Here is a 14,924-nt window from a genome sequence, read left to right as displayed (position 1 = left end):
CGTGTCGAGGGCGCGAGCGAGTGATCAGGCAGGGGTAAGCCACAGCGTCGCGAGCGGCGGCAGGCGCAAGGTCGCCGACCACGCCTCGCCGTGGGCCGGCACGGCTTCGGCCCACACGGCGCCGTCGTTGCCGGCGTTGGTGCCGCCGTACGTCGCGGCATCGGTGTTCATCAGTTCGCGCCAGTGCCCGGGCGCGGGCAGCCCGAGGCGGTAGCCGCTGCGCGGCACGGGCGTGAAGTTGCACACGGCGACGACGAGGTGCCCCGCATCGTCGCGGCGGGCGAACGCGAACACGCTGTTGTCGCGGTCGTCGCCGATCAACCAGGAGAACCCGGCCGCGTGGCAGTCGAGCGCATGCAGCGCCGGTTCGGCCGCATACGTGCGGTTCAGGTCCCGCACCAGCCGCTGCACGCCGCGATGCGCGGGCGCGTCGAGCAAGTCCCAATGCGGTGTCGCATCGTGCGCGAACTCCGACCATTGCGCGAATTCGCTGCCCATGAACAGCAGCTTCTTGCCGGGATGCGCCCACATGAAGCCGAAATACGCGCGCAGCGTCGCGAGCCGCTGCCACGCGTCGCCGGGCATCTTCGCGACGAGCGAGCCCTTGCCGTGCACGACCTCGTCGTGCGACAGCGGCAGCACGAAGCGCTCGGAGAATGCATACACGAGCCCGAACGTCATCCGGTCGTGGTGATAGCGGCGGTGGATCGGGTCTTCGTGCAGGTATGCGAGCGTGTCGTGCATCCAGCCCATGTTCCATTTGAAGTCGAAGCCGAGCCCGCCGTCGGCGGTCGACGCGGTGACGCCCGGCCATGCGGTCGATTCTTCCGCGACGGTGACGACGCCGGCCGGCGCGGACGCACCGTGCAGCGTGTCGTTCAGCCGGCGCAGGAACGCGACCGATTCGAGGTTCTCGCGGCCGCCGTGCACGTTCGGCACCCATTCGCCTTCCTTGCGCGAATAGTCGCGGTACAGCATCGACGCGACCGCGTCGACGCGGATGCCGTCGACGTGATAGCGGCGCGCCCATGCGAGCGCCGACGCGACGAGGAATGCACTGACTTCGGTGCGCCCGACGTTGAACACGCACGTGTTCCAGTCGGGATGCATGCCTTCGCGCGGATCGGCATGCTCGTACAGCGCGCTGCCGTCGAATTGCGCGAGCCCGTGCGCGTCGTTCGGAAAATGCGCGGGCACCCAGTCGACGATCACGCCGATGCCGGCCGCATGCGCGCGATCGACGAACCGCGCGAAACCCTCGACCGGCCCGAAGCGCGCGGACGGCGCGAACTGCGCGAGCGGCTGGTAGCCCCACGAGCCGCCGAACGGGTATTCGGCGATCGGCATGAACTCGACGTGCGTGAAGCCCATCCCCTTCACGTATGGAATCAGCCGCTCGGCGAGTTCGTCCCACGTCGCGCTGCGGTCCATCTGTTCGGGGATGCGCTGCCACGATTCCGGATGGACCTCGTAGATCGACCACGGCACGCGATAGCGGTCGTCGTTGCGCGGCCGCGCGTGCATCCAGCCGTCGTCGTGCCATGCGAACGCGTGGAGCGCCGCGACGTCGGCGACCACCGATGCCGTGCTCGGCGGCGCCTCGGTCGCACGCGCGCACGGGTCGGCCTTGTGCGGCAGCACGCGCCCGTCGGCCGCGCGCAGCTCGTACTTGTAGCGCTCGCCCGCGCCGATGCCCGGCACGAACAGCTCCCATACGCCCGACGGCCGCCGCAGCCGCATCGGATGGCGGCGCCCGTCCCATGCATTGAAATCGCCGACCACCGATACGCGCTGCGCGTTCGGCGCCCAGACCGCGAAGCGCACGCCGTCGGTATCGTCGATGCGCGCCGGCGTCGCGCCGAGGCAGTCGAGCACGGCATCGGGATCGCCGGCCGAGAAGCGCGCGAGCGCCGCTTCGTCGAGCAGCGTGCCGAATGCATACGCGTCGTCGGTGACCTGGTGCGCGTTCGGCCAGTCGATCGCAAGCAGGTAATGCGGCCAGCCGCCGTCGTGCGCGATCGTCCCCGCGAAGCAGCCGGCGCGATCGATGCAGGCGAGCGCGCCGAGCTCGGTGCCGTCCGGCGACAGCGCGCGCACGCGCTCCGCACCGGGCAGCAGCGCGCGTACGACGATCCGGTCGGCCTGTTCGTGCGGGCCGAGGCACGCAAACGGGTCGGGATGGCGGCCGGCGAGCAGCGCGTCGATATCGGCGCGTTCGAACAGCGTGTCGGTCATGGGTGTCCTCCGTCGTCGGGCAGCACGCCGTCGCCGAGCAGCCGGTCGACCAGCGCCGCGAGCCCGCCGACCGGCACGCTCAGCCAGTCGGGCCGGTTCGCGGCTTCGTAGCACAGCTCGTACGACGCCTTGTCGATCAGAAACAGCGCGAGCAGGCGGTCCGCGTAGTGCGGATCGACGAAGCGCGCGGGCGCGTGGTCCGCGGCCGCGCGATAGCATTCGACGAAGCGGTCGGCGGCGGCCTGCCCGAAGCGGTCGAACAGCGCGCGCTTGCGGCCGGCGGCCTGGGGCGGCGCTTTTTCGATCGCGAACTGCGCGGTCGCGCTGACGTATGACAGCGAGCGCAGCAGGCCGGCCACGTCGCGCAGCGGATGCGATTTCGCGCGACGCCGCTCGAGCGGGCGCGCCGGTTCGCCTTCGAAGTCGATCAGCAGCGCGTCGCCCTGCACGTCGAGCACCTGGCCCAGATGGAAATCGCCGTGAATCCGCGTGCATTGCGCGTCGAGCGTGCGCGGCACGAGCTCGCCGAGCGCCAGCACGGCCGCGTCGCGCGACGCGAGCAGCGCATCGGCCGACGCGCGGGTGGGCACATCGAGCGCATCGAGCCGCGTGCGCAGCACGTCGAGCGCGCGCTCGAACGATGCGATCGCGTCCATGCACCAGCCGTCGATGTGATCGGGCGTCGCGCGCTCCGGCGAGAACGCGGGATCGTCGGACGGCTGCGCGAGCGCGACGTGCAACTGGCCGAGCCGCGTGCCGATGATGCCCGCGAACGCCGCGTAGCCGAGCAGCGCATCGGGTTCCTCGTCCGTTTCGGCCGCCTCTCCTTCGTCCGCGGCCGGCAGCGCGAGTTCGTCGATCGCGCGCCGCAGGAAGTCGAACGAGCGCGTCCACGCATCGCCCTGGTTGTCGACGTAGCGCTGCAGGATCGCGACCGTATGCGGCGTGCCGTCCGGATCGACGTGCACGACTTCGCCGGCCAGCGTCGCGGTGTTCGCATAGCCGATGCGCGTCAGGTGCCGGCTCATTTCCGCTTCCGGATGAACGCCGTGCGCGACCTTGCGCACCAGCTTCAGCACGATCGCGTCGCCGATCACGAGCGAGCTGTTGCTCTGCTCGGCCGCGAGCCAGCGCACTTCCGCGTCGTCGCCCGGATCGAGCCCGGCGAGCGCGTCTTCCGGCAGAAAGGTGAGCCGGCCGCCGTCGGACGTGGGCACCGTCGCGCCGTCGCGCAGCTTGCGCAGCATCCCGCGCGCGAACGCCGGCAGCGCGAACGCGTCGGTCAGGTAGCCGACCGTATGGCCACGCCGCACGCGCGCCAGCGCGAGTTGCGCGAACAGCGGATGGGACGTCTCGCCGCCCCACGCGGCCGCGAGCGGCACCACGTAGCGTTCGACGCCGCCGTCGCTCGCCGACACCCATGCCTCCGCATACTGGAACGGCTCGTCCGGAATCGGCGTGACGACGTTCAGCCACGCGTCGCCGATCTTGCGGTCCTTCGACGCGAACCAGCGCCGCCGCGCGAGCCATGACGCAAGCGCGTCGTGCGCGAGCGTGTGCAGCTGCGAGACGTCCGGCCGCGTGTCGCCGCGCCGCATCACGAGCGTCACGTATTCGGGCAACGGTTCCGCGTGCGGCTGCCGCCACGACGGCTCGCGGCCGTGCTCGGCGAGCACGAACCAGAGGAATCCGTACGGCGGAAAGGTGAGGAGATACGGGAGCTGTCCGATCGGCGGAAACGGCGAATCGGACGTCATCTCGATCGGCACGCGGCCCGCGAATTCGGACAGGTCGAGCTCGACCGCCTGCGATGCGCGCGACAGGTTCGCGACGCACAGCAGCGGCTCGTGGCCGTCCAGCTCGCGCAGATACGCGAGCACCTTGCGGTTGTCCGGGCGCAGGAAGCGGATCGTGCCGCGCCCGAACGCCTGCGACGCCCGGCGCGTCGCGAGGATGCGCCGCGTCCAGTTCAGCAGCGAATGCGGGTCGCGCGTCTGCGCCTCGACGTTGATCGCGTCATAGCCGTACAGCGAGCCCATCACCGGCGGCAGCACCAGCAGTTCGGGGTCGGCGCGCGAGAAGCCGCCGTTGCGGTCCGACGACCACTGCATCGGCGTGCGTACGCCGTCGCGGTCGCCGAGGTGGATGTTGTCGCCCATCCCGAGCTCGTCGCCGTAGTAGATCACCGGCGTGCCGGGCATCGACAGCAGCAGCGAATTGATCAGCTCGATGCGGCGCCGGTCGCGCTCCATCAGCGGCGCGAGCCGGCGCCGGATCCCGAGGTTCAGCCGCGCGCGCCGGTCGCTCGCATAGGTCTGCCATAGCAGGTCGCGCTCCGAATCGGTGACCATCTCGAGCGTCAGCTCGTCGTGGTTGCGCAGGAACACGGCCCACTGGTTGCTCGGCGCGAGCGCCGGCGTCTGGCGCATGATGTCGAGGATCGGGAAGCGGTCCTCGCTCGCGATCGACATGTAGATGCGCGGCATCAGCGGGAAGTGGAACGCCATGTGGCATTCGTCCTCGTTGCCGAAATATTCCTGCACGTCTTCCGGCCACTGGTTCGCTTCCGCGAGCAGCATCCGGTTCGGGTATTCGGCGTCAATCGTCGCGCGGATCCGCTTCAGGATCGCATGCGTCTCCGGCAGGTTCTCGTTGTTGGTGCCTTCGCGCTCGACGAGGTACGGCACCGCGTCGAGCCGCAGCCCGTCGATGCCGAGGTCGAGCCAGAAGCGCATCACCTGGATCACTTCGCGCACGACGGCCGGGTTGTCGAAGTTCAGGTCGGGCTGGTGCGAGTAGAAGCGGTGCCAGTAATACTGGCCGGCCACCGGGTCGTGCGTCCAGTTCGACGTTTCGGTATCCAGAAAGATGATCCGCGTGCCCGCGTATTTCGTATCGGTGTCGGACCACACGTAGTAATCGCGATACGTGGAGCCCGGCTTCGCGCGGCGTGCGCGCTGGAACCACGGATGCTGGTCCGACGTGTGGTTGATCACCAGCTCGGCGATCACGCGGATGCCGCGCGCATGCGCTTCGCGGATGAAGCGCCGCACGTCGGCCAGCGTGCCGTAGTCGGGATGCACGTCGCGGTAGTCGGCGATGTCGTAGCCGTCGTCGCGTCGCGGCGACGGATAGAACGGCAGCAGCCAGATCGTGTCGACGCCGAGCTCGGCGATGTAGTCGAGCTTCGCGATCAGGCCGGGGAAATCGCCGATGCCGTCGTTGTTCGAATCGTAGAACGACTTCACGTGCACCTGGTAGATGATCGCGTCCTTGTACCACAGCGGATCGTCCGCGCAGAGCGCGGGTTCGCGGCGGCGCGCGCGGCGCCGGCGCGGCGTGCCGGCCGGCGCGAGCGACGGGAATTGCGCGCGGCGCACGTCGTCGAGGGAATCTTCGCGTTTCATCATCCGTGGGCTCCCGAGGAAGGTCGGGCGTCGTCCGGCGCGGGCGTCGCCGCCCGCGCGGCGCCCGGAGGCGGCGTGAGCCGCCAGATGGCGTACGGCCGCACGTGCGGATCGAGCGACACGTACTGGCGCTGGCCGCGCCAGGTCTGCGCGTGCGCGGCGTCCTGTTCGAGCGCATCGAGCGGCTCGCCGTCGGCCAGCCCGAGGCCGCGCCACAGCGCCGCATCGAGCGTGAAGTTGGCGGCCTGCGGATGCCACGGGTCGAGGCTGATCGCGACGACCACCACGCTGTCGAACGCGGGGGTCGCCTTCATGAACACGAGCACCGAATCGTTGTCCGCGTCGACGAACGTGAGCCCGAGATGCGTCTGCAGCGCCGGGTGATCGCGCCGCGCGCGGTTCAGCCGCGCGATTTCCGCGCCGATGTGCGCGGCCTTGCTCCAGTCGCGCGCGCGCAGCTCGTATTTCTCCGCATCCGCGTATTCCTCGCTGTCCGGCAGCGGCGCCGATTCGCCGAGCTCGAAGCCCGAGTACAGGCCCCACGAGCCGGCCAGCGTCGCTGCGAGCGCCGCGCGGATCACGAACTGCGAGCGCGGCGCGTTCTGCAGGTGGCGCGGGTTGATGTCGGGCGTGTTGACGAAGAAGTTCGGCCGGAAGAATTCGCGCGCGGGGCCGGCCGTCAGCTCGGTCAGGTAATCGATGAAGTCGCGCTTCGATTCGCGCCACGTGAAATACGTGTAGGACTGCGAGAAGCCGACTTTCGCGAGGCGATACATCATCCCCGGGCGCGTGAACGCCTCGGACAGGAACACGACGCCCGGATGCCGGCCGCGCACGTCGTCGATCATCCACGCCCAGAACGGCAGCGGCTTCGTGTGCGGGTTGTCGACGCGGAAGATCCGCACGCCCGCGTCGACCCAGAACAGCACCGCGTCGCGCAGCGCGAGCCACAGGTCGGGCAGCGCGTCCGGCGCGTAGAAATCGGGGTTCACGATGTCCTGGTAACGCTTCGGCGGGTTTTCGGCGAAGCGCAGCGAGCCGTCGGGCCGCCACGCGAACCAGCCCGGATGCGCGGCGAGCCACGGATGGTCGGGCGAGCACTGGATCGCGAAATCGAGCGCGATCTCGAGCCCGTGCCCGCGCGCGGCGTCGACCAGCGCGCGGAACGAATCGAGCGTGCCGAGTTGCGGATGCACGGCCGTGTGCCCGCCGTCGGGCGAGCCGATCGCATACGGGCTGCCGACGTCGTCGGGGCCCGCGGTCAGGCTGTTGTTGCGGCCCTTGCGGGCCGACATGCCGATCGGGTGGATCGGCGGGAAATACAGCACGTCGAAGCCCATGTCGCGGATGCGCGGCAAATGCGCGATCACGTCGTCGAACGTGCCGTGCCGGTGCGGATCGTCGCTCGCCGAGCGCGGAAACATCTCGTACCAGCTCGAGAAGCGCGCCTTGCGGCGTTCGACGTCGACGGGGTAGGTCGTCGCGTCGTGCGTGACGAACGGGCGGTAGCGCAGCGCCGCGTACGCATCGGCGAGTTCGGGCGCGCCGATCAGTGCGAGGCGGTCGTCGGGCGACGCGTCCTTGAGCTCGGCGGCGAGCCGCTCCATCTGCTTGCGCGCGCGCGGATCGACCGGCTCGGCGTGCTTCAGCGCGGTCGCGAGCAGCAGTTGCGCTTCGCGCACCTCCAGCGTCACGTCCTGGCCGGCCGCGCGCTTCTTTGCGATATCGGTGACGAGTGACGCCCAGTCGTCGCGCCACGCGACCACGCGGAATTCATGACGGCCGAGCCGGTCGAGCGTGACGCGCGCATGCCAGCGGTCGTTCGGCTCGGCGTTGAACGGCACTTCGCGCCAGGTATCGTCGTCGGCGGCGCGCCACTGAAGCACGGCCGCCAGATGCGCGTGGCCGTCGGTGAAGATCGACGCACCGACGACGAGCGGCTCGCCGATCACGCGCTTGATCGCGAAGCGGCCGCCGTCGACCGACGGCTCGACGCGCTCGATCGCGATCCGGTCGGCCGCGAGCGCCGCCGACAGCACGGTGCGTTCACGCGCGGCGTCCGGGCGTGTCGTGACGGGCGGCGCCCGCCACGCGTGCAGCAGCGCATACGCGCCGGGCGCGAGCGCGAACGGTTCGAGCGCGGCAGGCGGATGCGCGTGCGCGCCGGCCTGCGTGACGACGCGCGTGAAGCCGCCCGGCACGCCGGGCAGGATCGTCGCGGGGTCGAGCGTGGCGGGCGCGTCGAGATCGGGATTCAACGCGATCAGCAACGCCGCGTCGTCATGGTCGAGCGACGGGCCCGTACCGCGCAGCAGCGCGGTCGCGTGCGCGGCCGGCGCGCTCAGTTGCACGATTTCGCCGCGCGTCGCCGCGACCGGGGTGGCGCGGCGCCACGCGTTCGCATCGGCGAGCGCGCCCGACAGGTCGAAACGCGCGTGCTCGAATGCGGCGCGGTAACGTTCGGCATCCGCGTCGCGCGCCATCAGCGGCACCGTCACGCCGCGCTCGAATCCCATCGGCACGAGCCAGCCGGTGCCGACGGCCGCGGCCGTCCACAGCGCGCGGCGATACGCGCGGGCGACGGTGTCGTCCGACGCGTCGGGCCAGTCGTCGGCGAGACGCGGGCCGTCCGGCGCATCGGGGAACGCGATCGGCGCGCCGATCCGACGCAGCAGCCGGTGTTCGTCCGCGAACCACGGCGCGCGCAAGTCCCACCAGCGCACCGATGAAAACACCGCGTCGAACCCGGCGCCTTCGAGCTGCGCGAGCGCATCGCGCGCATGGCCGGGCACACCGGCGAGCACCGCGGCGTCCGGGCGTGCGCGGCGCAGCGCCGCGCGCCACCCCGGCCACCAGTCGGCCGGCAGATGATGCGGCGCGTCGATCAGGAAGCCGGCCGCGCCCGCGTCGGCGAACGCCGCGAGATGCGCGCACCACCATGCCGACAGCGCGTCGCGCACCGCTTCGTCGCCGGCGTTCGCATGCGCGATATCCAGCGCGTGCGCGGTGCCGCGCGGATCGATCAGCGCGTCGTCGTGCGTGTGCTCGACGTACCAGTCCGGATGCTCGGCGCGCAGCGGGTTCTCGCGTGCGATGCGATCGGGCACGACTTCGAGCAGCAGGCGCAGCCCGTGGCCTTTCGCCAGTTGCGCGAGCCGCGAGAAGGTTTCGAGCGCGCTCGCGCGCGTCTCGAACGACCGGGCCGGCCGCCGGAAATCGGCCACGTGGCGCGGAAAGCCGGCGACGCTCGCGGCCCAGAACGCGCCGACCAGCACGTGGTCGAAGCCCATCCCGGCGATATGCGCGAAGGTCTGCGGCCACGCGTCGAGCGGCCCGACGAGGCGGGCGTCGCAGAAGTAGAGGTGTGGAGCGAACGGCGGTGTGGAGTCCATGGCGTGGCGCGGGCGGATGGCGGCGATCGGTAACGCAGCGGCATCGCAATCGGTGTGCCTGCTGCGCGATTACCGGCGGAACAGGGCGTGCACGGGAAGGCGGTTTGAAGGGGCCTGTCGTTTTTACATGACCGCCGAGGCCGCACCTGTATTACATGCGCGGGATGGATCGAATATCCGAGCTGTCGCCCGTCGCCGGATCATCGTCCGTATCCGGAATCGGCACACCGGGGTCATAGCGCACCACCTTGCCGTGTTCGATCCGGTGCGGGAACGACGGCGGCGCGTCCACGTCATCGCCGAAACGCGCACGCACGAACGCGCGCAGCAGCGCCACGCGCGTCTCGCGGCCGTGGGCGCCGCAGGTCGACGGGCCGTCGACGAAGGTGGCGTCGCATTCGACGTCGTCGCCGTGACGCGCGATCCGCAGGTCCTCCACGCGATCGAGCACCGCACCGGCGTCGGCCCACGACGCCGACGGCGCGAACGGCGCGTCGAGATGCCGGAACGCGTCGCAGGCGGCCGTCACGACGACGGTCGGCGCGACGGCCGTGAAGCGCAGCGTGTCTTCATCGTCGGCGCACAACGCGCGTGCGCACCAGTAGTCGAGATCCTTTCCGTCGAGTGCGTCGGTTCGCATGGGCTGCCTCCGTCGGAGCGAGAAAAGGCTCACCGCGCAAGCGCCGTGCCCGTCGCGGGCGTCGCGCGCATCCGCGCGACCAGCGGATAGTGGTCCGATGCGTGCCGCGCCCGCGCGCTGCGATGTACGACCACGTCGACCAGCAGCTCGCCCGGATGAATCCAGATCCGGTCCAGCGAGAACACCGGGCACACGGTCGGGAACGTGCGCGGCGCCGGCGCCCGCCGGAACCGCGTGACCAGCGCTTGCAGCGCGCGGCCGCGCACGAACCACTCGTTGATGTCGCCAAGCAGGATCACCGGCATCGCGCCCGTGTCGAACGCCGCGAGCAGCCGCTGCACCTGCGCGCTTCGTTCGCTCGCCGACAGCCCGAGATGGGTCGCCACCACGCGGATCGGGCCGACGCTGCACTCGATGTCGGCGTCGAGCGCGCCGCGCGGCTCGCGCGGGTGGAACGACAGGTCGAGCGTGCGCGCCGCGCGGATCGGGCAGCGCGACAGCACCGCATTGCCGTAGCGGCGCTCCGGCGTGTCGATCGTCGGGCCGGCCACCGCGTGCATGCCGGTCGCGTCGCGCAGATGCGCGAGCACGTCCGGCGCGCGCGTGCCGCCGAGCGGCACCTCCTGCAGCGCGATCACGTCCGCGTCGAGTTCGTCGATCACCGCCGCGATCCGATCGGCCGAGCGCGCCGGCCACGCGCCGTAGCCGCCGCGGATGTTGTAGGTCGCGATCCGCAGGTCGCGCCCGCCCGGCGCGGCGGCAGGCGCCGCGTCGGCGGTGACGACGTGCGGCGGCGGGGCCGCGTGTTTGCTCAGCGCCATCGTCGCAATATCCTCACGAGCAGGATCGACACGCCGACCAGCGCGAGGCCGATCGCCGCGAGCCACGCGAACGCGCCAGGGCCGGGATGGCTGAGCGCCGCGGTCAACTGATGCGCGAACGTGACGGTCAGCACGATGCCGGGCAGCATCCCGAGCGCGGTGCCGATCAGGAAGTCGCGCAGCCCGATGTGCGACGCGCCGGCGACGAGGTTGACGACGGTAAACGGCGCGATCGGCAGCAGCCGCAGCACGGCCATCGCGACCACGCCGCGCCGGCCGATGTGCTCGCTCAGCCGGTTCGCGCGGGGGCCGGCGAGCCGGCGCACCGCGTCGCGCCCGAGCCAGCGGCCGAGCGCGTAGGTCGCGGCGGCCGCCGCCATCGAGCCGACGCCCGCATACGCGAAGCCTGGCCATGCGCCGAACACGAGCCCCGTCGCGGCGATCAGCAGCGTGATCGGCACCGCGAAGGTCGCCGCGACCACGTAGGCCGCGAGCAGCAGCGCCGGCGCGGCCGGCAGCCGGGCGATGGCGGCCACCGCATGCGACAGCGACGCGACGTTCAGGTGCGCGCCCAGCGGCGTGAAGCGCCACGCGAGCGCGAGCGCGGCGATCGCGAGCACGATCGCTCCGAGCACGAAAAAGCGCGCGGTGAGCGAGCGGTGCTGCTCGTGCGGCACGAATTCGCGCACGAACCGGTCCGGCTCGATCGGCTGCTCGGGATCGAGCCGCGCGCTGACCGGCACGAGCGCCTCGAATTGCGGCGACACGGCCGGATCGAGCGTGCGCAGCGTGCGGCCGGGCTTCGCGCGCAGCCGGTCGAGCACGACGTTCGGCCGCTCCCCGCCCGCGAACGCGTCGGCCACCGCGGCGGGCGTCGTGCCGAGATGTTCGGCCAGCAGCCGCTCGCGCATGCCGGCGATTGCCGCGCGAATGCGTGGATCGCCTGCCGCGACGAGCGCGATGCAGCATTCGGTGTCGAGCAGCATCGAGCGGTTGTTCAGGTTCGCGCTGCCGATCACGATGCATTCGTCGTCGACGATCGCGACCTTGCTGTGCACGTTCACGCACGCGTCGCCGAGCCCGTCGACGTGCGGATACAGCAGCCGGTAGCGGTCGAAGCGGTCGGCCGACGCGAGCGTCGCGTGCAGCCGCGCGCGCAGCACGCCCATCGTCGCTTCCTGCAGCCAGCCGCTCTGCACCCGCGGCGCGACGACCGTCACGTCCGGCCCGTGCGCATCGGCAAGGCGAGCGGACAACGCTTCGCGCACCACCGCCGCGGTGAAGTACTGGTTTTCGATATACAGGTGCCGGTGCGCGGCGCGGATCGTGTCCTCGACGAGCGCGCGCACCTGCAGCACCGGCTCGCGGCCGCCGTGGCGCGGCGCCGTATACGCGATGCCGAGCCGCACGTCGCGCACGTCGACGCGCGCATCGGGCGGCCACGGATCGTCGTCGGCCGCCCGCTCGAGATGCCGCTGCGCGCGGATCGCGATCGGGCGCCCGCACGCCTGCAGCCAGCGCGAGCGCGCCTGTTCGCCGATCGCGGCGGCCGCGTCGCCGTCGAACATCGCGTGCACGTCGTGGAACGGCGCGTACGGCATGCCGTGCTCGTCGCGGCGGCGCGGGTCGTCGGCCGCATGGGCCGGCGTGTCCCAGCGGGCGCGCGTCAGGTCGAGGCCGCCGACGAACGCGAGCCGGTCGTCGATCACGACGAGCTTCTGGTGATGCGACGCACCGCGCGGATGTGCGTCGTCGAGCCGGAACCGGATGCCGCGATGCGCGCGCCAGCCGGCCCGATACACGGGCGGCCAGTCGCGCTCCAGCGCGTAGATCATCGCGAAGTCCCACGCGAGCACGTAGATGCGCAGGTTGTGGCGGGCGGACGCGAGCGCGTGCAGGAAGGCGGCGAGCGTGTCGGGCAGCGTGTCGCCGGCGCCCGCGGGCGCGAGCCGCATCCGGCTGTCCACGTCCCAGCCGACGATGAACACGGTATGGCGCGCGCGCAGCAGCGCCGCGCGCAGCGTCGAGAAGTACGCGTCGCCGTCGACGAGCATCGCGAAGCGGTCCGCGCCGCGGATCGCGTCGCAGTTGCGCCCGCGCTCGAGCAGGCCGTGCCGCAGCGGGCCGTCCGCCGGCGCGGCGTCGATGCGCCGATCCTCGGCGCGGGTCACGCGGTCCGGCACGATCATCGAGCGCCGACGTCCCGGTCGCCGTCGATCCGCTGCAACAGTGCGTCGCAGCGCGCACGCAGCGCCTGCAGTTCCGGCGAATGCGCGTCGAGCCGCACGCGTTCGCCGTGCACGACCGCGATGTCGTAGATCTCCTGCGCGATCGTCGCCGACGCGTATGCGATCCTGATCCGGTCGAGCCAGTCGCATTCGGCGCGCCGGCACGCGAGCCACGCGCGCAACGCGCCGACCAGCTGGCTGGTCGTGAGCCAGGCGCCGGTGCGCATGCGCGCGGCGAGCTGGCTCGTCACGAGATAGGAGAGCAGGTCGGTCTGGGTCACACGAAACTCCTTGACGAGGTGTCGGGTTGACAGGTCCGCACGCACGCGATGTTTTGCAGCGTCTCGCAGATCGCCGCGAATTCCGGCCCGCTCGTGCGCGAGAACGAGACGGAGATGTCGTCGGTGTCCGGATCGTCGTCCGACTGCTGGACGATGAACCGTTTCACGCGCACGCGGCCGGGGCCGAGCGCTTCGTGCAGCGTGTTGAGCGTCAGGCCGCCGCGCTCGGCCACCAGCAGCAGCGTGCGTTGCTGGCGCTGCGCAATGAAACGGCGCTCGAGCGGCTTCACGCCTGCGAGGATAACGAGCACGATCGCCGTCGCGCCGACCGACGCAACGACCATGCCGCCGCCCGCGGCAAGCCCGACGCCGGCCACGGCCCACAGGCTCGCGGCCGTCGTCAACCCGCGCACCACTTCGCCGCGCAGCAGGATCGAGCCCGCGCCGAGGAAGCCGATGCCCGACACGACCTGCGCGGCGACCCGCGACGGATCGACCACGACGCCGTTCTGCCCGCGCACGTCCTCGAAGCCGAACGTCGATACCAGCATCACGAGCGCGGAGCCCACGCACACGAGCATGTGCGTGCGCAGCCCGGCGGCCCAGTTCAGACGCTCGCGTTCGAGCCCGATCACGCTGCCGAGCAGCGCGGCCAGCAGCAGGCGTCCAAGCAATTCGAGGTGACCGATCATGATGTGCATCCGTTCGGGCCCTGCGCGAGGCGGGCCCGGTAGCGCTTCGATGCGGAAAAGGGACGCAAGCAGCGTGCCGGCCGGGCACGGTCCGTGCGCGCGAGGCCCGGGGTGTGCGCGGCGTGCATGCGGCGCGCATTTTTTGCATCGCCATCGCAGATAAGACAGGAGGCCACCTTGGCACATCAACAGGACGCACAGGTTCGGGACCCGTATCGCGGCCACGAGATTCTCGTGTGGGCGCGGCCCAACGAGCGCGGCGCATGGCGCGACGAGGTACAGGTATACGTCAACGGCGCGCGCGTCGAGCTGGTGGTGCCGGAGGCAGCCGGCCCCGAATGGCTGACCGAGGTCGAGGCGCTGCGGGCAGGCGTCGAACGCGGCCGCTATTTGATCGATAAGCGCGTCGACGACGACTGAGCGGCATGGCGCTTGCGGCGCCGCGTGCCGCGACAGTATCCCGCAGCACTCCGAGAACCCATGCCGGCTGGCGCCGGGAGGAAACGATGAGCGATCCGCGCACCCTGCATATCTATCGTTACGACCCCGATCGGGACGCGCAGCCGTACCTGCAGCGCTACGAGATCGACGTGGACCCGGCCGACCGCATGCTGCTCGACGTGCTCGGCCGCGTGAAGCGCGACGACGAGACGCTCGCGTATCGCCGCTCTTGCCGGGAAGGCATCTGCGGCTCGGACGCGATGAACATCAACGGCAAGAACGGTCTCGCGTGCCTGACCAACATGCAGACGCTGCCGCGCGAGATCGTGCTGCGGCCGTTGCCGGGGCTGCCGGTGGTGCGCGACCTGATCGTCGACATGACGGATTTCTTCAATCAGTACCACTCGATTCGCCCCTACCTGATCAACGACACGACGCCGCCCGCGCGGGAGCGGCTGCAGTCGCCGGAAGAGCGCGACCAGCTCGACGGGCTGTATGAATGCATCCTGTGTGCATGCTGTTCGACGTCGTGCCCGAGCTACTGGTGGAACCCGGACAAGTTCGTCGGCCCGGCCGGGCTGCTGCAGGCGTACCGGTTCATCGCCGATTCGCGCGATCTCGCGACGGCCGAGCGGCTCGACGATCTGGAGGATCCGTACCGGCTGTTTCGCTGCCGGACGATCATGAATTGCACGGACGTGTGCCCGAAGGGGCTGAATCCGACCAAGGCGATTTCGGAGATCCGGACGATGTTGGTCAGGCGGACGGTGTGATATGCCACGTCTGA

10 protein-coding genes are annotated in these 14,924 nt (G+C 70.9%); 2 read left to right on the top strand and 8 right to left on the bottom strand.

What is annotated here, in order from left to right; all coding sequences use genetic code 11:
• Positions 1-24: 24 nt before the first annotated feature.
• From glgB to C5F75_RS33515, 8 genes are all read right to left on the bottom strand, one after another.
• Entirely contained in the window at positions 25-2,235 is a 2,211-nt protein-coding gene (glgB, locus tag C5F75_RS33550; protein ID WP_059575047.1) for a 1,4-alpha-glucan branching protein GlgB, read from the bottom strand.
• The gene (treS, locus tag C5F75_RS33545; RefSeq protein ID WP_059575217.1) at positions 2,232-5,642 is read right to left on the bottom strand and encodes a maltose alpha-D-glucosyltransferase; all 3,411 of its coding nucleotides are present in this window, start codon (positions 5,640-5,642) and stop codon (positions 2,232-2,234) included. Before treS ends, glgB begins: the two co-directional genes overlap by 4 nt.
• The gene (locus tag C5F75_RS33540; RefSeq protein WP_059575048.1) at positions 5,642-9,034 is read right to left on the bottom strand and encodes a maltotransferase domain-containing protein; all 3,393 of its coding nucleotides are present in this window, start codon (positions 9,032-9,034) and stop codon (positions 5,642-5,644) included. Before C5F75_RS33540 ends, treS begins: the two co-directional genes overlap by 1 nt.
• Positions 9,035-9,185: 151 nt before the next feature.
• Positions 9,186-9,674 carry a phage protein NinX family protein gene (locus tag C5F75_RS33535; RefSeq protein ID WP_059575049.1) on the bottom strand — a complete coding sequence of 163 codons (489 nt, stop codon included), beginning with the start codon at positions 9,672-9,674 and terminating at the stop codon, positions 9,186-9,188.
• A gap of 29 nt (positions 9,675-9,703) precedes the next feature.
• Positions 9,704-10,495, bottom strand: a complete 792-nt coding sequence (locus C5F75_RS33530; RefSeq protein WP_059575050.1) for an endonuclease/exonuclease/phosphatase family protein — start codon at positions 10,493-10,495, stop codon at positions 9,704-9,706.
• A complete protein-coding gene (locus C5F75_RS33525; RefSeq protein WP_059575051.1) occupies positions 10,486-12,684 on the bottom strand; it encodes a VTT domain-containing protein in 2,199 nt (732 codons plus the stop codon). Before C5F75_RS33525 ends, C5F75_RS33530 begins: the two co-directional genes overlap by 10 nt.
• Positions 12,681-13,004, bottom strand: coding sequence for a hypothetical protein (locus tag C5F75_RS33520; protein WP_059575052.1), 324 nt, complete (start codon positions 13,002-13,004; stop codon positions 12,681-12,683). The genes C5F75_RS33525 and C5F75_RS33520 overlap by 4 nt, the downstream gene beginning before the upstream one ends.
• Positions 13,001-13,696, bottom strand: coding sequence for an MgtC/SapB family protein (locus tag C5F75_RS33515; protein WP_059575219.1), 696 nt, complete (start codon positions 13,694-13,696; stop codon positions 13,001-13,003). Before C5F75_RS33515 ends, C5F75_RS33520 begins: the two co-directional genes overlap by 4 nt.
• Before the next feature lie 177 nt (positions 13,697-13,873).
• Between C5F75_RS33515 and C5F75_RS33510 the strand changes: the two genes are divergently transcribed.
• Positions 13,874-14,116 (top strand): DUF6566 family protein, encoded by a 243-nt coding sequence (locus C5F75_RS33510; RefSeq protein WP_059575053.1) that lies wholly within the window; start codon positions 13,874-13,876, stop codon positions 14,114-14,116.
• A gap of 86 nt (positions 14,117-14,202) precedes the next feature.
• Positions 14,203-14,910, top strand: coding sequence for a succinate dehydrogenase/fumarate reductase iron-sulfur subunit (locus C5F75_RS33505; protein WP_059500499.1), 708 nt, complete (start codon positions 14,203-14,205; stop codon positions 14,908-14,910).
• The last annotated feature ends 14 nt before the right edge of the window (positions 14,911-14,924 follow it).

It is taken from the genome of Burkholderia anthinoferrum, from assembly GCF_002925705.1.
GTDB classification, from domain to species: Bacteria; Pseudomonadota; Gammaproteobacteria; order Burkholderiales; family Burkholderiaceae; genus Burkholderia; species Burkholderia semiarida.
The sequence above is the reverse complement of the archived record's forward strand: the minus strand, read 5'-3'. Positions and strand labels throughout refer to the sequence as shown.